This is a genomic window from Micromonospora sp. C28ISP2-4 (genome assembly GCF_030519385.1).
In the GTDB taxonomy this organism is placed as follows: domain Bacteria; phylum Actinomycetota; class Actinomycetes; order Mycobacteriales; family Micromonosporaceae; genus Micromonospora; species Micromonospora tulbaghiae.
In genome coordinates, this window is record NZ_JAUMKG010000001.1 from 1,018,935 (window position 1) to 1,039,653 (window position 20,719).

At 74.0% G+C, this 20,719-nt stretch carries 23 protein-coding genes and 1 pseudogene; 8 read left to right on the forward strand and 16 right to left on the reverse strand.

Annotation, left to right across the window (positions count from 1 at the left end; translation table 11 throughout):
• Positions 1 to 16: 16 nt before the first annotated feature.
• Genes glp through Q3W68_RS04780 form a run of 3 tightly spaced genes read right to left on the reverse strand, consistent with a single transcriptional unit; the run spans position 17 to position 4,515 of the window.
• On the reverse strand, positions 17 to 1,330 hold the full coding sequence (glp, locus tag Q3W68_RS04770) for a gephyrin-like molybdotransferase Glp (RefSeq protein WP_302904263.1): 1,314 nt from the start codon (positions 1,328 to 1,330) through the stop codon (positions 17 to 19).
• The gene (locus Q3W68_RS04775; RefSeq protein WP_302904264.1) at positions 1,327 to 2,316 is read right to left on the reverse strand and encodes a UTP--glucose-1-phosphate uridylyltransferase; all 990 of its coding nucleotides are present in this window, start codon (positions 2,314 to 2,316) and stop codon (positions 1,327 to 1,329) included. Before Q3W68_RS04775 ends, glp begins: the two co-directional genes overlap by 4 nt.
• 9 nt (positions 2,317 to 2,325) lie before the next feature.
• A complete protein-coding gene (locus tag Q3W68_RS04780; protein ID WP_302904265.1) occupies positions 2,326 to 4,515 on the reverse strand; it encodes a diguanylate cyclase in 2,190 nt (729 codons plus the stop codon).
• Positions 4,516 to 4,639: 124 nt separating this feature from the next.
• Between Q3W68_RS04780 and Q3W68_RS04785 the strand changes: the two genes are divergently transcribed.
• From Q3W68_RS04785 to Q3W68_RS04795, 3 genes are all read left to right on the forward strand, one after another.
• Positions 4,640 to 5,245 (forward strand): 5-formyltetrahydrofolate cyclo-ligase, encoded by a 606-nt coding sequence (locus Q3W68_RS04785; protein WP_302904266.1) that lies wholly within the window; start codon positions 4,640 to 4,642, stop codon positions 5,243 to 5,245.
• A gap of 63 nt (positions 5,246 to 5,308) precedes the next feature.
• Entirely contained in the window at positions 5,309 to 5,659 is a 351-nt protein-coding gene (locus tag Q3W68_RS04790) for an FmdB family zinc ribbon protein (protein WP_302904267.1), read from the forward strand.
• Between the two features lie 300 nt (positions 5,660 to 5,959).
• Positions 5,960 to 6,436 carry a flagellar biosynthesis protein FlgA gene (locus Q3W68_RS04795; RefSeq protein WP_302904268.1) on the forward strand — a complete coding sequence of 159 codons (477 nt, stop codon included), beginning with the start codon at positions 5,960 to 5,962 and terminating at the stop codon, positions 6,434 to 6,436.
• Between the two features lie 52 nt (positions 6,437 to 6,488).
• Here Q3W68_RS04795 and Q3W68_RS04800 read toward each other — a convergent pair whose 3' ends face one another.
• Complete coding sequence (locus Q3W68_RS04800) at positions 6,489 to 6,668, reverse strand: hypothetical protein (RefSeq protein WP_252452417.1); 180 nt, start codon at positions 6,666 to 6,668, stop codon at positions 6,489 to 6,491.
• A 523-nt stretch (positions 6,669 to 7,191) separates the two neighbouring features.
• Here Q3W68_RS04800 and Q3W68_RS04805 point away from each other — a divergent pair.
• Positions 7,192 to 7,419 (forward strand): annotated as a pseudogene (locus tag Q3W68_RS04805) (hypothetical protein); the annotation flags it as partial.
• A gap of 1 nt (position 7,420) precedes the next feature.
• Here the strand turns inward: Q3W68_RS04805 and Q3W68_RS04810 are convergent.
• Positions 7,421 to 7,903, reverse strand: coding sequence for a DUF2231 domain-containing protein (locus Q3W68_RS04810; protein WP_302904269.1), 483 nt, complete (start codon positions 7,901 to 7,903; stop codon positions 7,421 to 7,423).
• Positions 7,904 to 8,064: 161 nt separating this feature from the next.
• On the opposite strand from Q3W68_RS04810, the gene Q3W68_RS04815 reads away from it, so the two are divergent.
• The gene (locus tag Q3W68_RS04815; RefSeq protein WP_120571756.1) at positions 8,065 to 8,493 is read left to right on the forward strand and encodes a Fur family transcriptional regulator; all 429 of its coding nucleotides are present in this window, start codon (positions 8,065 to 8,067) and stop codon (positions 8,491 to 8,493) included.
• A 48-nt stretch (positions 8,494 to 8,541) separates the two neighbouring features.
• Positions 8,542 to 9,393, forward strand: a complete 852-nt coding sequence (locus tag Q3W68_RS04820) for an oxygenase MpaB family protein (RefSeq protein ID WP_302904270.1) — start codon at positions 8,542 to 8,544, stop codon at positions 9,391 to 9,393.
• Between the two features lie 13 nt (positions 9,394 to 9,406).
• On the opposite strand, the gene Q3W68_RS04825 is transcribed toward Q3W68_RS04820, so the two are convergent.
• The 11 genes from Q3W68_RS04825 to Q3W68_RS04875 form a co-directional block, all read right to left on the reverse strand.
• The gene (locus Q3W68_RS04825) at positions 9,407 to 10,240 is read right to left on the reverse strand and encodes a PD-(D/E)XK nuclease family protein (protein WP_302904957.1); all 834 of its coding nucleotides are present in this window, start codon (positions 10,238 to 10,240) and stop codon (positions 9,407 to 9,409) included.
• 130 nt (positions 10,241 to 10,370) lie between these two features.
• On the reverse strand, positions 10,371 to 10,985 hold the full coding sequence (locus Q3W68_RS04830; RefSeq protein ID WP_302904271.1) for a MarC family protein: 615 nt from the start codon (positions 10,983 to 10,985) through the stop codon (positions 10,371 to 10,373).
• A 31-nt stretch (positions 10,986 to 11,016) separates the two neighbouring features.
• On the reverse strand, positions 11,017 to 11,883 hold the full coding sequence (locus Q3W68_RS04835; protein ID WP_302904272.1) for a PHP domain-containing protein: 867 nt from the start codon (positions 11,881 to 11,883) through the stop codon (positions 11,017 to 11,019).
• Between the two features lie 10 nt (positions 11,884 to 11,893).
• The gene (locus tag Q3W68_RS04840; protein WP_302904273.1) at positions 11,894 to 13,111 is read right to left on the reverse strand and encodes a hypothetical protein; all 1,218 of its coding nucleotides are present in this window, start codon (positions 13,109 to 13,111) and stop codon (positions 11,894 to 11,896) included.
• A gap of 56 nt (positions 13,112 to 13,167) precedes the next feature.
• On the reverse strand, positions 13,168 to 13,878 hold the full coding sequence (locus Q3W68_RS04845; RefSeq protein ID WP_302904274.1) for a SigE family RNA polymerase sigma factor: 711 nt from the start codon (positions 13,876 to 13,878) through the stop codon (positions 13,168 to 13,170).
• 93 nt (positions 13,879 to 13,971) lie between these two features.
• Entirely contained in the window at positions 13,972 to 14,823 is an 852-nt protein-coding gene (locus Q3W68_RS04850) for a PH domain-containing protein (protein ID WP_302904275.1), read from the reverse strand.
• A gap of 6 nt (positions 14,824 to 14,829) precedes the next feature.
• Positions 14,830 to 14,988, reverse strand: a complete 159-nt coding sequence (locus tag Q3W68_RS04855) for a hypothetical protein (RefSeq protein ID WP_013283898.1) — start codon at positions 14,986 to 14,988, stop codon at positions 14,830 to 14,832.
• A 118-nt stretch (positions 14,989 to 15,106) separates the two neighbouring features.
• Positions 15,107 to 15,805, reverse strand: a complete 699-nt coding sequence (locus Q3W68_RS04860) for a DUF6758 family protein (RefSeq protein WP_368045722.1) — start codon at positions 15,803 to 15,805, stop codon at positions 15,107 to 15,109.
• A 91-nt stretch (positions 15,806 to 15,896) separates the two neighbouring features.
• A complete protein-coding gene (locus Q3W68_RS04865) occupies positions 15,897 to 16,520 on the reverse strand; it encodes an RNA methyltransferase (protein WP_302904277.1) in 624 nt (207 codons plus the stop codon).
• 35 nt (positions 16,521 to 16,555) lie between these two features.
• The gene (locus Q3W68_RS04870) at positions 16,556 to 17,047 is read right to left on the reverse strand and encodes a hypothetical protein (protein ID WP_302904278.1); all 492 of its coding nucleotides are present in this window, start codon (positions 17,045 to 17,047) and stop codon (positions 16,556 to 16,558) included.
• A 94-nt stretch (positions 17,048 to 17,141) separates the two neighbouring features.
• Positions 17,142 to 17,657 carry a MaoC family dehydratase gene (locus Q3W68_RS04875; protein ID WP_013283894.1) on the reverse strand — a complete coding sequence of 172 codons (516 nt, stop codon included), beginning with the start codon at positions 17,655 to 17,657 and terminating at the stop codon, positions 17,142 to 17,144.
• Positions 17,658 to 18,202: 545 nt separating this feature from the next.
• Between Q3W68_RS04875 and trxA the strand changes: the two genes are divergently transcribed.
• Both trxA and Q3W68_RS04885 read left to right on the forward strand, forming a co-directional pair.
• Positions 18,203 to 18,565: a thioredoxin gene (gene trxA, locus Q3W68_RS04880; RefSeq protein WP_269702434.1), complete on the forward strand. Its 363-nt coding sequence runs from the start codon at positions 18,203 to 18,205 to the stop codon at positions 18,563 to 18,565.
• A gap of 108 nt (positions 18,566 to 18,673) precedes the next feature.
• The gene (locus Q3W68_RS04885) at positions 18,674 to 20,719 is read left to right on the forward strand and encodes an intein-containing Rv2578c family radical SAM protein (RefSeq protein WP_302904958.1); all 2,046 of its coding nucleotides are present in this window, start codon (positions 18,674 to 18,676) and stop codon (positions 20,717 to 20,719) included.

A 20,719-nucleotide genomic window follows, 5' to 3' on the forward strand; every position in this document is an offset into this window, starting at 1 on the left:
AGCTCACTCCTCGCGCTCACCGGCGCCGGTCCAGCAACAACACGTCCACGGTAGACCCCGCAGCGGCGGTGGTGACCCGCTCGCCGAGCACCAGCAGGCCGTTGGCCTCGGCCAGGCCGGAGAGCGTGTACGGGCCACCGGCCAGCGGCTGCACCGTGTACCCGCCACCGCGCCGCTCGGCCACGTGCGCGGGCCGGAACTCGCGCAGCCCCACCGGGGACGAGACCGTCTCCAGCAGGTGCGCGCGGACGCTCGGCCGGAACACCGGCTCGGCCCCGGCCAGCAGCTGGATGGCCGGGCGGGCCAGCACCTCGAAGCCGATCAGCGCCGCGCCGGGCTCACCGGGAAGACACACCACCGGCACCTCCTCGGCGCCGACCGTACCGAACCCGAGGGCCGTTCCGGGATAGAGGGCCACCTCTGTGAAGGTGACCGGCCCGGCCCGGCCGCCGTCGCGGCGGGACAGGATGCGGCGGACCATGTCACCCGGGCCGGTGCCGGTGCCGCCGGTGGTGATGATCAGGTCGGCGCGCAGGGTCTGGTCCTCCAGCAGGCCGCGCAGCGCCTCCGGGTCGTCGTCGCAGATCCCCACCCGGTACGCGAGCGCGCCCGCCTCGGCCGCCGCCGCGGTCAGCGCGTGCGAGTTGGTGTCCACCACCTGACCGGGCTGGCTGCCCCGGCCCACGTCCACCAGCTCGTCGCCGGTGGCCACGATGACCACGCGCGGGCTGGGCCGCACCACTACGTGCCCGATGCCGGTGGCGGCGAACACCGCGACCAGGGCCGGTGAGACGTACGCGCCGGCGCGGGCGAGCAGCGTGCCCGCGACGAGTTCCTCCCCCGCGCGGCGCAGGCCGTACCCCCGTTTGGGGGCGCGGAAGATCTCGACGGCGGCCATGCCCTGGTCGGTCCACTCCACCGGGACGACCACGTCCGCGCCGATCGGCAGCGGCGCGCCCGCCGCCACCGAGAAGCAGGCGCCGGGGGTGAGCCGCACCGGCCGCCAGCTCGCCGCGCCCAGGTCACCCACCACGTTGAGGCGGATACTGCGGCCGCCGGGCATACCGGAGGGGGCCGGGACGTAGCCCGGCCCCCGACTCCCACCGGAGATGTCCTCCCAGCGCGCGGCGTACCCGTCCACCGCCGCCTGGTCGAAGGCGGGGTACGAGTGCGGGGCGACCACGTCCTCGGCGAGCACGTTGCCGTACGCCTGGGTCAGGTCGAGGTCGAGTGGAGGCAGCGCGCGTAACCTGCGCAGCACACTGCCCAGGTAGTCGGCGAGCGGCGTCAACTCGTTCGCGGCCGCCTCGGCGTCGGCCGTCGCGGTCATGTATCGGCACCGCCGGACGCGTCGCGGATGCCGTTGAGGACCGCGGCGGTGACCGTCTCGTCGCCGTTGTTGACGAACTCGGCCAGCCACTTGCGGAACTCGGCGCCCAGGTCCTCCCGCTCGGCGGCGATCTGCACCACGGTCTGGAGGTAGCCCAGCGGCATGCCGGTGTCGTAGCGGGTGCCCCGGTAGACGATGGCGTGCACGGGCACCCCCTCGGTACGCAGCAGCTCCATCGCGTCGGTCAGCTGGATCTCGCCGCCGCTGCCCGGCTCGGTACGCCGGATCGCGTCGAAGATCTTCCCGGGAAGCACGTACCGGCCGAGGACGGCGAGGTTGCTGGGGGCGTCCTCGGGGCTGGGCTTCTCCACCATGCCGGTGACCTTGACGACCTCGGCGATGTCGGCGTATTCCGACTCGGCGGGCTCGACCGACGCGATGCCGTAGCGGCTGGTCTCGGCCGGGTCGACCTCGAAGAACGCGAGCACCACGCCGCCGGTGCGGGCCTGGAGTTCCAGCATGGCCGGCAGCAGCGGCTCGGACGGCTTGACGAACTCGTCGCCGAGCAGCACCGCGAAGGGCGCGTCGCCGACGTGCGATTCGGCGTACCCGACGGCATGGCCGAGGCCGAGCTGTTCCGGCTGGCGGACCGTGTAGATCGCGGCCAGCTCCTCGGTGCGCTTGACCTCGGCCAGCAGCTCCGGCTTCTTGGCGAGCCGTTCCTCCAGGTCCGGCCGGCGGTCGAAGTGGTCCACCATCGAGGTCTTGCCGCGACCGGTGATCAGCAGGATGTCGTCGATGCCGGCCTGCGCGGCCTCCTCGACGATGTACTGCAGCACCGGCCGGTCGACGACCGGCAGCAGTTCCTTGGGAACCGCCTTGGTGGCCGGCAGGAACCGGGTGGCCAGGCCGGCGGCCGGGATCACGGCCTTGACCGCACGGGAGCGACCGGGGGCCGCTGAGGGGTTCGCTGAGTGCTCCGACATGTCGCGAGACTATCGGCCACGGCTCTGCCGCGGCGGGTGAGGACCGGAAGACGCGCCGCCCTGGACGGTGCCCGCCGGGTCCGCCGCGCCGGCCCGGGGCAGCCCGTCCGGCGGGCTGACACCGGCGGCCACCACCGGGATCTCCTGGGTGGGCACCGGATCGGGCGCCGGGGCGAGCCGGTAGCCGTCGCGTCCGGCGGCCTTCGCCGCGTACAACGCGTCGTCGGCGGCGTCGAGCACCTGCTGGCCGTCGGCGGCGTGATCCGGGTAGACGGCGATGCCGATGGAGACGCTCACCGGCACCCGGACCGGCTCGTCGCCGCTCCCCTCGACCACCACCGGCTGGTCGCGTACCACCGCGCCGAGCCGCTCGGCGACGATCGTGGCGCCCCGGGCGTCGGTCTCCGGCAGCAGCACCACGAACTCCTCGCCGCCCTGCCGGAACGCCAGGTCCACCTCGCGGATCACGCCGCGTACCCGGCGCGCGAACTCGACCAGCACGGCGTCCCCGGCGGCGTGCCCCCAGGTGTCGTTGACGTTCTTGAACCGGTCCAGGTCGAGCGCGAGGACGCTGAGCATCCGGCCGAACCGGTTCGCCCGTTCCACCTCGCGGCGGATCGACTCGCGCAGGTAGCGGTAGTTCCACAGCCCGGTCAGGGGGTCGGTCAGGGAGAGCCGCTGCGCCTCCTCGTGCACCCGGACGTTCTCCACGGCGACCGCCGCGTGCCCGGCGAACGTCCGCAGCGTGACCACGTCGTCGTCGTGGAACTCGTGCCCGCCGAGCCGGTCGTAGAGCACGAGCACGCCGAGCGCCGCGCAGGCCGAGCCGGGCGGGTCGCCGTCGGCGGGCGGGTGGCCGGGCCGGTCCGGGCCGCGCGGCTCGGCGGCACCGGGGGTGGCGAACGGCACCGCCACGTACGTCTCGCAGGACGGCTCCCCGGTCGGCGTGTCCGGTGGCGTCCACCGTCCGCGCAGCGGTTCGCCGGTGGCGGCCACCGCGCCGAGCACCCCGGCGCCGACCGGCACCCGCAGCGTCGCCGGGTCGGCCGGGTCGCCCGTCGGCCGGCGGCCGGTCAGCCCCTCCACGCACCGGCCGACGAGGACGCCGTCGCCGTCGACCAGCAGCACCGCGCCGGCCCGGGCGCCGGTGGCGGCGATCGCGCTGTCCAGGATCACCCGCAGGATGCGTTGCAGGTCGTGCGTGCTGGCGAGCGTGTCGCCGAGCACCGCGAGGTGGTTGCGAAGCTGGTCGCGGCTGCTGGTCAGCGCCGTCACGTAGCTGCCGGTCTCCCGGGTCATCCGGTTGAACGCGCTGGCCAGCCGCCCGATCTCGTCGCGGCTGCGTACCGGCACCCGGGCGCTCAGGTCGCCGCGCGCCACCCGGTCCACCGCGCCGGCCAGTTCACCGAGCGGCCGGGTGGTCACCCGGGCCAGCCGCCAGGCCGCGAGCACCGCCAGCAGGGCGGCGAGCGCGACGGCGGCGATCAACGCTCCGTACAGGCCGGGCGCGCGTTCCCCCGGCACCGACAGCACCAGCGGCAGCGGCTGACCGGGAGACGGACCGACGCGCCGCACGTACCGGCCGTCGCCGGTGCCGGTCACCCGGTTCCCGCCCGCCTTGCCGGCGGCGGCCAGCACCGCTGCGCGTACCCCCTGGTCCTCGGTCGTGTGGGTGATGCCGCCGGGGTCGTCGAGGAGGGTGACCCCGACGCCCGTCACGGCGGCGAGTCGCGCCACGAAGGCCCTGTCGACGGGCTGGGCGGCGGCGACCGCGCCCAGGTCGGTGCCGGCCGGGTCGCGGAGCCCGACCCGGGCGGACAGCGCCCCGGCGGGGGTGGCGGACGCGCCGGCGCAGTCCTGCCAGCGCCCGGCCGGCCCGCCCGCAGTGGCGTAGGTGGTGCGGCCGGCGGCGTCGGCGATCCGCACGGCGGCGGCCAGGCCCCGGGTGACCACCTGCTCGGCCGCGCGCGACCGGGCGGCCGGGTCGCCGACCAGCGCGACCGCGTCGGCCGCCGCGCGTAGTTGCTGGCAGAGCGCGTCGATCGAGGTACGGACACCGGCTGCGGCCAGGCCCAGCCGCTCGGTGGCGCGGCTGTGGTCGACGGCGCTGAGGGTGGCCCCGACGAAGAACGCACCGAGCAGGACGGGGCCGAGCACCACCGCGAGGAAAGCCGCCGTCAACCGCCCGCGTAGCGTCAATCTTCCCCCCGGAAGTTCCGCTCCCTTGGTGCGATGCTGACACAGAGCGACCATTAGGCAAGCGTTGCGTCAGGAGTGTTGCGTGCCGGAATTTTCGGATGAAGCGCACGATGCGAAGCGGGAGATGCGCATCGCGCTACTCGCCGCGCGCCGGTCGCTGTCCGCGGCCGACCGCGCGGTGGCTGCGGCCGCCGTCCAGGCCGAGCTGGTGACGTTGGTACGCCGGCTGCGGCCGGCCAGGATGAGCGCGTACATGCCGGTCGCCTCCGAGCCCGGTGGGGACGACCTGCCGGACGTGCTGCGCGCCGCGCTGCCGCCCGACGCCGAACTGCTGCTGCCGGTGCTCCGGGACGACTTGGACCTGGACTGGGCCCCGTACACCGGCCCGGAGTCGTTGCGTGCCGCCGGCCGGGGTCTGCGCGAGCCGACAGCGCCGCCCCGGGGGCGTGCCGCGGTGGCCGGAGCCGCCCTGGTCGTGGTGCCGGCGGTCGCGGTGGACCGCCGGGGCGTGCGGCTGGGCCGGGGCGGCGGCTCGTACGACCGCGCGCTGGCCCGGGTGCCCGCCACGGTACCGACAGTGGCGCTGCTGCACGACGGCGAGCTGGTCGAGGCGGTGCCCGCCCTGCCGCACGACCGCCCGGTGCACTGCGTGATCACTCCGGCGGACGGGCTGGTGGCGGTCCCGGGTGTGGGCCCGGGCGCTTCCGCTGGACGAACCCGGGGGTCATGACGCACCATTGGCACTCGAAGACCAGGAGTGCCAACCGGCCGTGCCGAAGATCCGGAGGAGAACGTGCCCACGTACCAGTACGCCTGCACCGCGTGCGGCCACCAGCTCGAGGCGGTGCAGTCCTTCTCGGACGACCCGCTGACCGAGTGCCCGGCGTGTGAGGGGCGGCTGCGAAAGCTCTTCAACTCGGTGGGCATCGTGTTCAAGGGCTCCGGCTTCTACCGCACGGACTCCCGCTCGTCCGGCTCGGACAACGCCGCCTCGACCACGAGCAAGCCGGCCAAGACCGAGTCGTCCGCGTCGTCGTCGGACTCCTCGTCCTCGTCGTCCTCCTCGTCCGGATCGTCCTCCTCGTCCGGTTCCGGGTCGGGATCGACGGCGAGCAAGGCACCGGCGGCGTCCAGCTCGTCCTGATTCAGCCTCGCGCTTCTCGCGCGTCACGTGGCCGTCCCCGTTCGGGGGCGGCCACGTTCCGTTCGCGGTGGATGCTCGCCGGCTCGGCGAGGTTGCTGAATCAGCCGGTCCCGAAGCAGCAACCTCCCCGAGCTGGCGTCCCGGCCGCACCGGACCTCCGCGCTGGTGACGACGGGCCTCCCGGGGAGCGGTTTCCACAAGCCGGCGGGTTATCCACAGGGACGAGCGGTGGGGCGGCGGGAGCCGCGAACCCGGTCCTAGCCTGCGGGTCGGATGCTCGGCCGGCGGCGGGAGGCAGCGATGACGGATGGCGAGGCGACGTTGCGGCCGGTCCGCTGGCGCGGGCTGCCCCGGCGCCGGACGCTGCTGCGGGTGACGCTCGTCGCGGTGCTGCTGGGCCTGGCCGCGGCGGTGCTCCAGACGCCGCCGTCCTGCCCACCACCTCGCGCGTTGCCGTCCGCCCCGGCGACCACGTCGCCGTCCGGCGGCATCCGCGCCCTGCCGGCCGGTGCGGTGGGCGTGCCGATCCGGCTGGCCGAGCCGGCCGCCCTCGCGGTGCTGCGCCCGGGTGCCCGGGTCGACCTGCTCGTCGTGCCGGCCGGCGGTTCGCCCGACCCGACGCTGCTGGCTCCGCGCGCGCTGGTGCTCGACGTGGTCGGCGCCACCGGCGCTGTCGACGGTTCCTCGGCGCTCTACCTGGCGCTGCCGCCGGAGCAGGCCCGGCGGGCGGTCGGGTTGCCGGAGGGCAGTCGCTTCGCCGTGGTGGTACGCGGCTGACGTGAGCCCGGCTCAGCCCCGGCGCGGCGGGATCGGCGCGGGGCCGCGCCGATCAGCCCCAGTGCGGGGGCCGCTCGGCGAGCAGCCAGTCGTCGTTGCCGCCGGGGCGCTCACCCCAGCCGCGGTCGGTGTCGTCGCTGGTCTGTTCGGGCAGCACCACGAAGTCGTCGCTGAGGTCGACCACGCGGTCGTCGTCGCGCGGTGCCCGGATGGCGGGGTCGGTCACGAGCAGCAACGATACCGCCGAACGGCCCGCCGGCTCGATCCGCGGGACCGGCCGGACCGGCCCGAGCCCGGCGCTACCGGTCCGGAAGCCGCCGGAACGCCACCCACCGGGCGTGCGGGCCGGGGTGGCGGTGATCGACGCGTCGGGCGGCCGACCGGCCGGTGCGTTGGTAGCGTCGGACGGCGTGACGACGCCGAGCGGTGGCAGCCCCGACGACGAGACCTGGCGACGCCCGGAGCAACCGGCCACAGCCGGGGACGGGCCTGACGACCCGGACCGCATCGACGAACCGGCCGGGACCGCCGGGCAGCCCGAGCCGAGCACCCCCGCAGCAGACCCGGCCGCGGCCGGGATCGACACCGCCGGGGCAGCCCCCGGCACCGCCGGAGGACCGGACACGCCGGAGGCCGCCGGGGACGCCAGCCCGTGGTCACGTGAGGCGGCCACCGAGAGCCCGTGGGCCCGGCCGGAGGCGGCGGGCGGCTGGACGGTGGCCGGCGGCGCGTGGCCGGGCACGCCCGGTGGCCCGCCTCCCTCCGGGTACGCGGGACCGCCGCCGAGCACGCCTCCACCGCCCGGATGGCGCCCACCGGTACACGTGCAGCCGCCACCGCCCCGCCGGCTCCCGCCGCAGGACATGGCCGCGATGGACCAGGCGGAGCAGCGCGCCCAGCGGCTCACCTACGGCATCGGGGCAGCCGTCGCCGTGGTGCTGGTGCTGCTCACCTGCCTGCTGTGCTCGCGGGTGCTGTTCTGAGTCAGACGACGCCGTCCCAGACCATCTTGGCGCCGCTGTCCCCGGTCCAGTAGACGTACACGAGCGCGAAGACAGCGAGCACCGCCACCACGACGGTGAGCACCACGGGAAGCCAGCGGGGCAGGTTCCGGCCCGCGACGAGACGGCTCGTCGACAGCACGAGCAGCAGGGCCGCGACGCCGAGCCCGAGCGCGAACCAGAACAGCGTGTCGCCGTACTCGGCGTGCTCGCTGATCTGCTGGAGCCGGTCCGGCGGGTAGCCCTTCGCGCGCAGGGCCTCCTCCAGTTCCTCGCCGGACTCGGTCGCCACCCAGGCGACGATCGGGGTGACCACGGCGAGCGCCGCGACCGCCCAGTCGAGGCGGTGCCGCCAGCGGGGCAGCACCCCGTACCCGACGGCGAGCAGTGCCAGCAGCGGCACCAGCACCACCGCCGCGTGGATGACGAGCACATGGACCGGCAGACCGTTGATTTCCCTGAACACCGACACCTCCGGCGAGTGGGTGGTTTGGCGCGCTCAGCGTACGGCGTGGCGCCGTCTGCCTCGATACACGCGAGCGCGGCGACGCCGGTTCACCTGTGGCCCCGGCCACGGGTGAACAACGCTCGCTTGTCGACCCGCCTGCCCCGTGCTGTCATGGATCCATGTCCACAGGTGAGGAGCTGCTCCGGTCGAGGGGCCTACGGGTCACCCGGCCGCGTCTCGCCGTGCTGGACGTGCTCTCCGCCGGCGGTCACCTGGAGGTCGACGAGATCACCCGGCGGGTCCGCCAGCGGATCGACTCGGTCTCCACCCAGGCCGTCTACGACGTGCTCGGCGCCCTGTCCCGGGCCGGGCTGTCCCGCCGGATCGAGCCGGCCGGCAGTCCCGCGCGGTACGAGGCCCGGGTCGGCGACAACCACCACCACGTGGTGTGCCGGGGCTGCGGTGAGATCGCCGACGTGGACTGCGCGGTCGGCAGCGCCCCCTGCCTGGACCCGAACGTGGCGCACGGCTTCGAGCTGGACGAGGCGGAAGTGACCTTCTGGGGCCTCTGCCCGTCCTGCCAGTCCCGCCGCTCCGCCGACGACTGACGTCCCGCACCGGGGACGCCCGGCGACGGCGCGTGGCACTCTTGATCGGTGGACACCGAGGATCTCGGCCTCTTCGGTCCGGGATCGGTCACGTGGAAGGTGCACGAGGAACCGATCCTGATCGTCGCCGGCCTGCGCTCGCTCTACCTCCAGGCGCTGCACCCGCGCGCGATGGCCGGCGTCGCGCAGAACAGCAACTACCGCACCGACGCCTGGGGGCGGCTGGTCCGCACGGCGACCTACGTGGCGACGACGATCTACGGCACGACGGCCGAGGCGGAGGCGGCCGGGCGACGGCTGCGTACGCGGCACGCCCGGATGCGCGCTACCGACCCGTTCACCGGTGAGGAGTTCCGCGTCGACGATCCGGAGCTGCTGCGCTGGGTGCACGTCACCGAGGTGGAGTCGTTCGTGAGCACCGCCCGGCGGGCCGGTCTGGCGCTCACCGACGACGAGGTGGACGGCTACTACACCGAGCAGCGCCGGTCGGCGGCACTGGTCGGGCTGGACCCGGACGACGTACCGGGGACCGCCGCCGAGGTGGCCGACTACTACCGGGACGTACGCCCGCAGTTGCGGATGACCCGGGAGGCGGCCGAGACCGCGTTGTTCCTGACCGCGCCGCCGATTCCGTGGAAGGTCAGCCTGCCGGCGCGGGTCGGCCTGAACCTGGGGCCGCCGCGCTGGGCGTACTTCGGGATCGCCGCCACCGCGCTGGGGATGCTGCCGCCGTGGGCGTTGCGGCTCTACGGCGGGCTGGGCCTGCCCACCACCGCCCTGTCGGCGGACCTGAGCGCGCGGGCGCTGCGACTGGCGCTGGCGGCGGTGCCCCGGCGCTACCGGGAGGGCCCGTTGCAGCAGGCCGCGAAGGAACGCGCCGCCCGCCTGGCCGCGGCCTGACGGCGCCGCGCACTCACTCCGGGTCGGCGAACCGCTCGACCGCGGACCAGGGCTCCTTGCCCGGGGTCTGCGCGCCGGTCGGGCAGGTGCGCCGGTAGTCGCACCAGCCGCACCGCGGACCCGGCTCGGTGGGGAACGCCGCGTCGGGGTCGGCGCCGTCGGCCACCGCGCGCTCGGCGGCCATGATGTCGCGGGCGGTGTCCTCCGCGCGGGTGAGCTGCCGGTGCAGGGACTCCGGCGTGTGCTCGTGGGCGGCGACGGTGCCGGTGGGCAGGTGGTGCAGCTCGACCCGGCGGCACGGCTTGCGGAACACCCGCTCGGCCGCGTACGCGTAGAGCGCGAGCGCCTGGGAGCCGCGCGCGTCGTCGGCGTCGAGCCCGGTGCGGCCGGTCTTGTAGTCGACGATGACCAGCTCGGTCCGCCCGTCCGGGCCGGGACGCGAGTCGATCCGGTCGGTGCGGCCGTTGAACGCGAGCACAGCGGTCTTCACCGCGACGACCCGTTCCACACCGACCGGCTCGTCGGCCGGGTCGAGGCCCGCCACGTAGCTCTCCAGCCAGGTCAGTGCCCGCCGGAAGGCGTCGCGTTCCTGCTCGTCGTCGCGGTAGCCCTCGCGGACCCAGGTGCCCTTGAGCAGCGTGCCGAGCACCTCGGGACGGCGGCGGTCGGCGGCCAGCGCGTACCAGTTCTTCAGCGCGGTGTGGACGCTCGCGCCCAGCGAGTTGTGCGCCCACGGCGGGCCCTTCGGCGGCGCGGGCCGGTCCACGTAGGCGTAGCGGTAGCGGCGGGGACAGTCCGCGTACGCGCCGAGCTTGCTGGGGGTGCAGACGAACAGGCGTTCCGGCATGCCCTCGAAGCCGAGCTGCTCGGACTGCTCGGTGCGGGGTCGGGGAGCCCGGGAGCCGGTGGGGCCGGCTGCTGACGGTCGTCGCACCCCGAGAATCCTGCCATCCCGGTACGACAGCGGGCGAACCCGCTCAGGCGTTGTTGAGGTACTGGGTCACGAACGCGGCGATCGCGTCGGCGATGAGCTGCACGGCGATGGCGGCCAGCAGCAGGCCGGCGATCCGGGTCAGCACCTCGATGCCGCCGGGCCGCAGCACCTTGACGATCCCGCCGGAGAACCGCAGCACCACCCAGACGGTGACCATCACCGCGATGATGGCGAGCCCGATGGCGAGGTAGTCGACCGGGCCGCCGGCCTGCTGCACGAACAGCATGGTCGCCACGATGGCGCCCGGCCCGGCCAGCAGCGGGGTGCCGAGCGGCACCAACGCGATGTTGGAGGTGACCTGCTGGCTCGGGTCGTCCGACTTGCCGGTCAGCAGCTCCAGCGCGACCAGGATCAGCAGTAGGCCGCCCGCCGCCTGGAGCGCGGGCAGGTCGACGTGCAGGTACGCCAGGATCGTCTGCCCCGCCACCGCGAAGATCACGATGACCCCGAGCGCCAGCGCCACGGCCTGCCAGGCGGCCCGGTTCCGGTCGCGCGCGGGCAGCGGCCCGGTCAGCGCGAGGAAGATGGGCATCATTCCGGGCGGGTCGACGATCACCAGCAGGGTCACGAAGACCTCGCCGAAGAGCTTGAGATCCACGCGGACACGGTAGCCGTGCCGTCGGATCGCTTCAGCTCGAAGCGACAGGGGTCACCCCGCGGGCCAGCGCGACGATCCGCTCGTACGCCTCGGGTCCGGTGGTGTGCGCGCCGAGCCGGACGGTCTTGTGGGTGCCGTGGAAGTCGGACGAGCCGGTGACCAGCAGTCCCAGGTCGGCGGCGAGCCCGCGGACGTGCTCCCGCTCGGCCGGGTCGTGGTCCTCGTGGTCGGCCTCCAGCCCGGCCAGGCCGGCCGCCGCCAGGTCCGCGATCAGCTCGTCCGGCACGATCCGGCCGCGCCGGCTGGCCTTCGGGTGGGCGAAGACGGGCACGCCGCCGGCCGCCCGCACCAGCGCTACCGCCTGGAACACCTCGATGTCGTCCTTCGGCAGCCGGTAGCGCTCGCCGAGCCAGTCCGGACCGAACGCCTCGGTGGTGGTGGCGACCAGACCGGCCCGGATCAGCGCCTGCGCTATGTGCGGGCGGCCGACGGTTCCGCCGCCCGCGCCGGCCAGGATCTCCGTCCAGCTCACCGGGACGCCGTCGGCCTGGAGCAGCCGGACGATGCGCTCGCCGCGAACCTCGCGGGCCTGCCGGACCCGGGCCAGCTCCGCGGCCAGGTGCGGCTCGGCCGGGTCGAACAGGTAGGCGAGGAGGTGCAGCGGGATCGCCGGTTCGGCGCCGAACCAGCGGCAGGAGATCTCCGCGCCGCGGATCAGGGTGAGGCCGGGCGGCAGGGCGGCGACGGCGGGCGCCCAGCCCGCCGTGGTGTCGTGGTCGGTGAGTGCCACCACGTCGAGCCCGGCGTCGGCGGCGGCCCGGACCAGTTCGGCGGGGGTCAGGGTGCCGTCGCTGGCGGTGGAGTGGGTGTGCAGGTCGATGCGGGCGGGGACGCTCACCCGCCCGACGCTACGCCCCGTCGGGCACCGTCGGGACGTCGGCCACCACCACCGGGTGGTCCTCCGGCGCCAGCCCTTCGACCTTCGAGGCCGTGGGCCGGTCACCGGCCAGCACCCGCTCGGGCTTGACCCGGACCAGCCCGCCGCTCGCGTCCACGTGCAGCGCCACGCCGCCCCGGGTCCAGGCCACGCCGGCGGCCAGCACCGGGCCGGCCGGGTGGGTGACCGGGCGGGCCGGGTCGGCCAGGTCCACCAGGAGGGCGGTGCGCGAGGTGCCGTTCGCGAGCAGCCACCGGCCGTCGGAGGAGACGGCGCCGAGTCCGTCGGCGGCCAGCTTCAGGCCGCATCCGGTACGCACCGGGGCGAGGTCACGGGCCGGGTCGAGCAGGGCCAGACAGCGCTGCTGATCCCGGCCGGCGGCGACCAGGGCCACCACCCGGCCGTCGGGCCGGGTGCCGTAGACCGCGCGTACGTCCGGGTTCACCGGGCCCGGCTGCCCGCCCAGCGCGCGGTCCCAGACGCGCATCCCGCCGTCGGCGGGCTGCTGGATCAGCACGGAGTCACCGGCGAAGCCGACCGGCACGGCACCGTCCGGCGCGGTGGTCCGGACCGGCGCGATGAGCTGGCCGGCGACCACACCGGCGGCAATCACGTCCGTGCCGTCCCGCCAGGCCACCTGGCGGCCGTCCGCGGAGACCGCCACCGCGTCCGCGGCGGCGAGCATGACCTGCGGCGCGGTGCCACCGACCGGCACCCACCAGAGGGTACGGCCGGCGACGGTGGCCGCCGAGGTGAGCAGCCAGCCCTCCTGGTCGTGGATCCGCTGCGCCCGTTCGACGCCGCTCACACCGGGCAGCCGCCGCCGTTCGCCGCCGCTGGTGTCCAGCCGGTCACCGACGAGCAGGTCGAGCTCGGCGCGGACCGGCCCGAAACGGGTGATCGAGGACGGCCCGGAGGGCTCCGGGGACGGAAAGAGGACGGGCGGGTCGCCGAGCACCACAGTGGGCGTGCCGCCGTTGCCGCCCGACGCGCTGAACTGCGCCACCCCGGTCGTGATGAACACGGTGGCGACCCCGGCCAGGGCCAGGCCGGTGAGCGTACGCCGCCGGCCCGTGCGCCGCGCCCGGCGCAGGATCTCCCCGGCCGGGTCGGCGGGCAGCGGGCGGGACGTCGCGACGCGGCGGGTCAGCGTCTCCCGCAGCGCCCGCTCCAGCTCGTCGTCGCTCACGGGGAATGGACGCTCCGGGCTGCCCGTCCGGTTGTCACCGTGCTGCCGGGTGCCGCTCATCGGCTCTTCGCCGGGATCGGGACCGCGGGGCGTACCGGAGCCGCGGGTGGGGCCGGTCGCGGCACCCGGGCGGCGGACCGCCGCGCCGGGGTACGGGCCGGCTCGGTGCCCCGGGCCGGCGGGACGGACCGGCCGCCCGCGGCGGGCGCGGTCGGGGCGGACGGGTTCGCCGCGGGCGCGTCGGCCAGCGTGGGCAGGCTCAGGGCCGCCTCGGAGCCGAGCCGGCGGCGCAGCGTGTTCAGCGCCCGGGAGGTCTGGCTCTTGACCGTGCCCGGGGAGATCTCCAGCAGCGCGGCGGTCTGCGCCTCGGACATGTCCTCGTAGAAGCGCAGCACCAGCACCGCCCGCTGCCGGGCCGGCAGCGCCTGGAGGTGCCGCCAGAGCGCGTCCCGGTCGAGTTGCTGCTCGATCTCGTCGACGCCGGCGCGCTCCGGCAGCACCTCGGTGGGGCGCTCGCCGTGCCAGCGGCGCCGCCACCAGCTGGTGGACGTGTTGACCATGACGCGGCGGGCGTACGGCTCGATGGCGTCGATCCCGCCGAGCCGCTTCCAGGCGAGGTAGGTCTTCGTCAGCGCGGTCTGGAGCAGGTCCTCGGCGGTGGCCCAGTCACCGGCGAGCAGGTACGCGGTGCGCAGCAGCGCGCCGGACCGGGCCGCGACGAATTCGCGGAACTCCTCCTCCAGCGGATCTCTGCTCACCACGCTCATCTCCCCCCGTCCTGCCTGGCAGAATGCCACGGCCGGGCCGGTCGGGTCGATGGCGGAAGGTGTGCAGTTCATCCGATGTTCGGACGAAAAGTTTCAGGCTCCGTCGTCGGCCTTGGCCTCGTCGGCCTCCTTGCCCAGCCGCGCCTCGACCGCCTGCGGCTCGTACATCTCCTCGACCACACGCAGGTAGAGCTCGTTCGGGTTGGGCAGGTTCTTGATCACCCGGAGCGCCTGTTCCTGGCCGGCGGACTCCAGCACGAACGTGCCGTAGTTGAGGGCGCGGCCGGTCGGGCTCTGCTCGTACTTCATGTCGGTGACCCGGGTGAGCGGCATCATCGCGACCTGCCGGGTGATGATCCCGTTGACCACCATCACCCGCTTGTTGGTCAGGATGAACCGGTCGTACCACCAGTCGGCGACCTTCCAGGCGACCCAGCCCATCACGGCGAACCAGAGCAGCACGGCGACTGTGGTCAACGCGCCGACGTCCCGCCCGGCGAGGAAGCCGGAGAGGTAGCCGAGCACGAACGTGGCCGCCACGCCGACGATGATCGGGGTGGTGAGGTGGATCCAGTGCCGCTTCCACTCGCCCCGGTAGCGCTCGGTGGGGAAGAGGTAGCGCGCCACGAGCGAGCTGGGCTCGTCCTCCAGCGGCAGCACCCGGCGGGGTGCCATGCCGGAGGCGTCGGACCGCAGCCCGGCCAGTTCGTCCTCGGAGATCGGCTGGTCCGGGAAACCGTCCGGGTCCCGCGCCCAGGCCCGGCCGGACCGGCCCTCACCGGCGTACGCGCCGCCGTAGCCGGCGTCGTCCGCGTCCGCGTACGGGCCGGGGCCATAACCCGCCGGGTCGTCCGGGTCGATCCGGGGGATCGGCTCGGTGTCGCGCTCCCGGCGTGCCCGGTCGGGGTCGTCCGGGTCGAAGGGTGGACCGGAGGGGCTTCCCATGGGCGGCTAGGCGACGAGGTTGGTGAAGAAGTCGCCGAAGCCCTGCGCGATGTCCATGATGCCGCCGCCGAGAGACTTGAAGACGTCGGCGGCGGAGTTGGGCCGGTACGCAACGAAGAAGATCAAGAATGCGATGCCGGCCCAGGTGAGGACCTTCTTGACCATAGCGGGCCATCCTCTCGCGCGGCGCCGGGTCCGTTTACCGCAGCGGCACCCAGAGTATCAGCATGGTGTCTTACCGTGAATATCTGCGTCCGCTCCCCGACTCGCCGTGGCGAGCCGGTCAGGCCCGCCCGTGCAGGTACGGAGATGGTGCGCCGTACACGAGTTCGGGCGGTGTCCACTCGGTGAGGTCGTGCAGCACGACTTCTTCCGCGAGGAGGTGACCCGCACTCGCCGGCCAGGCTATCGCATGGAGCCACATTCCCCGAGCCTCGCCGGCGTACGCGCTTCGATCCGTTTCGGAGCGGACGAGCCACAGTGGAGTCGGGTGACCGCCCACCCGGATCTTCGCGTGCGGCAGCCGTTCGGGATGACCAGGGCCGGGATCGGTGAGCGCCTCCTCCACCTGCGGTCCGGGGTCGGGTCCGGGCAGTCCCGCGAAGCGGGATCCGAGACCGACGCCGGGTTCCTCGGCGACGAAGATCAGGTCGGCCGGTCCACCGTCCAGGGGGGCCGGTCCGGCGCAGGCGACCAGCGTGGCCCGTACGCCCGAGCGGTCGTCACCCGCCCACGCCACGCCGGTGAGCGTCCAACCCGGCGGGAGCGGCCACGGGCACCACAACGGCATCCGGAGCCGGTCGGCCGGGTCGGGGTCGGCGGCCATCCGGTCCACCACGCTGGCCATGATCTCGGCGCTGATGTGCTCCGGCACGTGCAGCGGCGCGACCGGGCCGCAGCGTACGCACCGGTGCTCGGCGTGCATCAGGTCCGGCTCGCGTACCGGGCCCGCACATCTCGGACAACTCACCGCGACAGTCACACTCTCACCGTCGCCCCGGACCCGCGAGGCGTCAAGCGGGGCGGGCGGACGAGCGTGGGATTTCCGTCCGGTGGTGGACCCACGCGGCGTTTCAGTCCGGCGGCGGCCCGGCGTACGACCGGATCCAGGCGTGCATGGCGATGCCGCTGGCCACACCCGCGTTGATGGACCGGGTCGAGCCGTACTGGGCGATGGAGAACAACGCGTCGCAGGCCGACCGGGCCACCGCCGACAGCCCCGGCCCCTCCTGGCCGAACAGGAGCACGCAGCGGCGCGGCAGCACCGCCGTCTCCATCGGCCGGGAGCCGGGCAGGTTGTCGATGCCGACCACCGGCAGCCGCTCGTCGCGCGCCCACGCGACGAACTCCTCGATCGTCGGGTGGTGCCGGACGTGCTGGTAGCGGTCGGTCACCATGGCGCCCCGCCGGTTCCACCGCCGCCGTCCGACGATGTGCACCTCGGCGGCGAGGAAGGCGTTGGCGTTGCGGACCACGGTGCCGATGTTGAAGTCGTGCTGCCAGTTCTCGATCGCCACGTGGAAGTCGTGCCGGCGCCGGTCCAGGTCGGCCACCACCGCCTCGCGCCGCCAGTAGCGGTAGCGGTCCACCACGTTGCGCCGGTCCCCGGTCGCGAGCAGCTCCGGGTCGTAGCGCGGGTCGTCCGGCGGGTCACCGGGCCACGGCCCCACACCCACGTCGAACTGGTCGTCGGTCACGGTCTGCAGAGGGTACGGCCCGGCGGCGTCCCCGGTCAGCGCAGGTCGAGCGCGCCGCCCAGCCGGTCGAGGAAACGCGTGTCGGCGGGGCTCGGCGTGGTCTGCCCGGCCCGGCACACCCGGGCGGCGACCGACTCCACCCACTGCCGGTACGCCGCCGAGTCGGCCGGGTCGGCCCGGCGGTGCAGCACCCGTACCGCGGCCCGGGCGGCCGCCAGCAGGTCGACCAGGTCCGTCAGGCGCTCGTCCCGCTCGGTGGCCCCGTCGTGGCGGGCGTAGATCGCGGCCACCACGGCGCGGACGAGATCGCTGTCGAAGGCCCGGCCGGCGGCCACCGCGTCCAGGCCGGCCAGGCCGGCGGCGACGCCGCGCGGCGGGTGCCCGGGCCCGGGTGAGGCCGCGGCGACGAGGACGCGGCCCGGCAGGTCGGTCAGCAGGTCCCACTCCGCCGCCGAGTAGGCGGCGGTGGTGAGCGGTGCGGCGCGGCGACCGGCGGAAGGCGGCTCTCCGGCTACGGAGTGGCTCATGGGCACCTCCAGCCCGAGCATATGCCCCCGGACGAGGTCCGGGCCCCGTCCCCGCCGAACGGAGAACGAGGCCCGGTGGCCCGAGATGTTCAGGTCAGCGCGGCTCGGGGAAGCTGGGACGCTCCGGGTCGACGCCGTCCGGGACGGCGGCGGCCGCGTACTCCTTCTTGGGGACCATGACCTTGCGGCGGAACACGCAGACGAGCGTGCCGTCCTGGTTGTAGCCGCGGGTCTCGACCGCGACCACGCCGCGGTCGGGCTTCGAGGCCGACTCCCGCTTGTCCAGCACCGTCGTCTCGCCGTAGATGGTGTCGCCGTGGAACGTCGGCGCGACGTGCCGCAGCGACTCGATCTCCAGGTTGGCGATCGCCTTGCCGCTGACGTCCGGTACGGACATGCCCAGCAGCAGCGAGTAGATGTAGTTGCCGACCACCACGTTGCGCTTGAACTGCGAGGCGGACTCGGCGTAGTGCGCGTCCATGTGCAGCGGGTGGTGGTTCATGGTGAGCAGGCAGAAGAGGTGGTCGTCGTACTCGGTGACCGTCTTGCCCGGCCAGTGCCGGTAGACCGCGCCGACCTCGAACTCCTCGTAGTAGCGGCCGAACTGCATCCTTGTCCCCTTCACGGGCGGCGATGGAGTTCGGCACAGCATGCCTTACCGCTTGTTAAGGCGAGGAGCGGGGCGCTCGGCCGGCGGAAATGTCACACCGGGGCCACCGAGGTCCGGACGCAATGAGCGGCGGGGCCCTCCCCGGCACCCGCCGCCCACGCTCTGATGCGAAGAATTCTGCCGTACGAACACCCGCCGCCAACAGAGACGGAGATCACATTTATCTTTTCGTAACACTACTAAAAGTAACCGACAGGCGGTCGGTAAGCGATCTCCGCAGGCCGGATAGATGCTCGTCAAGCCCAAAGTTACCGATACGTAGCCGCAACTGAGCGTGATCTCCTTGGAAACGCTCCCATCACGTGCCGTCACGCAAGTGCGACGTGCATTTGCGTTCAGCACGACCGGGCCGAACAGATGGTGTTCGATGTGCCCAGGGTCACCGTCCGGGCGCTCAGCGTTTCGTCACCCGCGCGGCGGGAATTCGGACGGACTGACCCTGGTTCCACCGGACGTACGACAATCCGCGGTGATCGGAGAGAGCAATGGCAACGGTTGAGCTGACCACGGCCAACTTTGACGAGGTGACCGGGCGCGACGGGATCGTCCTGCTCGACTTCTGGGCGGACTGGTGCGGCCCGTGCAAGCGCTTCGCCCCGGTCTACGAGCGCTCCTCGGAGAAGCACCCGGACATCGCCTTCGGCAAGGTCGACACCGAGGCGCAGCAGGAGCTGGCGGTGAAGTTCAACATCAGCTCCATTCCGACGATCATGGCGATCCGTGACGGCGTGATCGTCTTCGCCCAGCCGGGCGCGCTGCCGGAGTCGGCGCTGGAGAACCTCATCGAGCAGGTCCAGGCGCTGGACATGGACGACGTCCGCAAGAAGCTGGCCGAGCACAACCACTGACGTTCCACACGCCGCCGGCCGGTGCCCGAGGGGGCACCGGCCGGCGGCGTTTGCCGTACCGGCGCGGCTCACTTGCGCTTTGTTCGTACACGTGTTCGAATGAACTCCATGCGCTGGGACAACCTCTCCGCTCCCCCGGACGAGGGGACTCCCGATCGGGCGGCGCCGGCGGCTCCACCCCTGCCGCTGGCGCTGCCCGGCGCCGTCGCCCGCACGTTCGACACCCCGGACTTCGCCGGCATGACCTTCTACGAGGTCCAGGCCAAGTCGATCATCAACCGGGTGCCCGGCCAGTCGCGTGTGCCGTTCGAGTGGACGATCAACCCCTACCGGGGCTGCTCGCACGCCTGCGTCTACTGCCTGGGCGGCGACACACCGATCCTGATGGCCGACGGCCGCACCAAGGCGATCAGCGAGCTGGAGCCCGGCGACCGCATCTACGGCACCCGGCGGCGCGGCGCCTACCGCCACTACGTCGTCACCACTGTGCTCGACAAGTGGTCCACCGTGAAGCGGGCCTACCGGGTCACCCTGGCCGACGGCACCACGCTCGTCGCCAGCGGCGACCACCGGTTCCTTACCGAACGCGGCTGGAAGCACGTCACCGGGGCCATGCGCGGCGGCGGGCGCCGTCCCCACCTGACCACCCGCAACCGCCTGCTGGGCACCGGCCGGTTCGCGGTGGCGCCGAAGCGCTCGGCCGACTACCGCCGTGGCTACCTGCACGCCCTGCTCCGCGACGACGGCCCCGCAGGCGACCGTCGCGGCACCCGGTTCCGGCTGGCCACCGCCGAGGCCGAGGCGCTGGACCGGGCCGAGCGCTACCTGACCGATGCGGGCGTCACCATCGAGCGGGCCACAGTCGCCCGGGTCGGCCGCCGGACGACGACCACAGTGGTACGCACGGCCGGCCCGGCCGAGGCCGTCACCGGGCTGTTCGAGCCACCCGACGAGACGACCGACGACTGGACGCTGGGCTACCTGGCCGGCATGTTCGACGCCGCCGGCACCTGTCACCGGGGCGTGTTCCGGATCAGCGTCGCCGACGACGGGAGCCGGGCCCGCGCGGCCGGCGCGCTGGACCGTTTCGACTTCCGGTGGGCGCTCGACGTGCCGGGCGCCCCGGGTGCGGCGAGTCAGCTCCGGCTGACCGGCGGGCTGCCGGAGCGGCTGCGCTTCTTCCACCTCACCGACCCGGCCGTCACCGCCCGGCGCTCGATCGAGGGCATGGCGCTCAAGTGCGCGGCGCGACTCCAGGTGACAGCCGTCGAGGACCTCGGGCTGGAGCTTCCACTGTGGGACATCACCACCGGCACGGGCGACTTCATCGCCAACGGCGTGGTCAGCCACAACTGCTTCGCCCGCAACACCCACACCTACCTCGACCTGGACGCGGGCGCCGACTTCGACCGCAAGGTGATCGTCAAGGTCAACGCGGGCGAGCTGGTCCGGCGCGAGCTGGCCGCCCCACGCTGGCGCGGCGCGCACGTCGCCATGGGCACCAACGTGGACTGTTACCAGCGGGCCGAGGGCCGCTACCGCCTGATGCCGCCGATCATCGAGGCGCTGCGCGACTTCGCGAACCCGTTCTCCATCCTGACCAAGGGCACGCTGCTGCTGCGCGACCTGCCCCTGTTGCGGCAGGCCGCCGAGGTGACCCGGGTCGGGTTGTCGTACTCGGTGGGATTCGTGGACGAGGCGCTCTGGCGGGCGGCCGAGCCCGGTACGCCGAGCCCGCGCCGCCGACTGGACGCGGTGCGCCGGCTCACCGACGCCGGTTTCTCCGTCGGCGTCCTGATGGCGCCGATCCTGCCCGGCCTCAGCGACGACGAGGAGTCGATAGACGCCACGGTCGCGGCCATTGCCGCCTCCGGCGCGGCGAGCGTGACGCCGCTGCCGCTGCACCTGCGGCCCGGTGCCCGTGAGTGGTACGCCCGCTGGCTGGCCCGGGAGTTCCCCCACCTGGTGCCCCGCTACCGGCAGCTCTACCAGGCCGGCTCGTACGCGCCGCAGGCGTACCAGCGGGAGGTGACCGCGCGGGTTCGGATGGCGGCACGCCGGCACGGGCTGCACCGCGGCGAGACCGGCGACAACAGGCGGCTGCCGCAGACCCCGCCGCCCGCCCCGGCCGCCGAACAGCTCTCCCTGCTCTAG

Bases quoted from the DNA above. Each gene is read 5' to 3' on its own strand.
- glp (WP_302904263.1), bottom strand. From the start codon at position 1,330: ATGACCGCGACGGCCGACGCCGAGGCGGCCGCGAACGAGTTGACGCCG.
- Q3W68_RS04775 (WP_302904264.1), bottom strand. From the start codon at position 2,316: ATGTCGGAGCACTCAGCGAACCCCTCAGCGGCCCCCGGTCGCTCCCGT.
- Q3W68_RS04785 (WP_302904266.1), top strand. From the start codon at position 4,640: ATGCGCATCGCGCTACTCGCCGCGCGCCGGTCGCTGTCCGCGGCCGAC.
- Q3W68_RS04795 (WP_302904268.1), top strand. From the start codon at position 5,960: ATGACGGATGGCGAGGCGACGTTGCGGCCGGTCCGCTGGCGCGGGCTG.
- Q3W68_RS04815 (WP_120571756.1), top strand. From the start codon at position 8,065: ATGTCCACAGGTGAGGAGCTGCTCCGGTCGAGGGGCCTACGGGTCACC.
- Q3W68_RS04825 (WP_302904957.1), bottom strand. From the start codon at position 10,240: ATGCCGGAACGCCTGTTCGTCTGCACCCCCAGCAAGCTCGGCGCGTAC.
- Q3W68_RS04845 (WP_302904274.1), bottom strand. From the start codon at position 13,878: ATGAGCGTGGTGAGCAGAGATCCGCTGGAGGAGGAGTTCCGCGAATTC.
- Q3W68_RS04850 (WP_302904275.1), bottom strand. From the start codon at position 14,823: ATGGGAAGCCCCTCCGGTCCACCCTTCGACCCGGACGACCCCGACCGG.
- Q3W68_RS04855 (WP_013283898.1), bottom strand. From the start codon at position 14,988: ATGGTCAAGAAGGTCCTCACCTGGGCCGGCATCGCATTCTTGATCTTC.
- Q3W68_RS04870 (WP_302904278.1), bottom strand. From the start codon at position 17,047: ATGAGCCACTCCGTAGCCGGAGAGCCGCCTTCCGCCGGTCGCCGCGCC.
- Q3W68_RS04875 (WP_013283894.1), bottom strand. From the start codon at position 17,657: ATGCAGTTCGGCCGCTACTACGAGGAGTTCGAGGTCGGCGCGGTCTAC.
- trxA (WP_269702434.1), top strand. From the start codon at position 18,203: ATGGCAACGGTTGAGCTGACCACGGCCAACTTTGACGAGGTGACCGGG.
- Q3W68_RS04885 (WP_302904958.1), top strand. From the start codon at position 18,674: ATGCGCTGGGACAACCTCTCCGCTCCCCCGGACGAGGGGACTCCCGAT.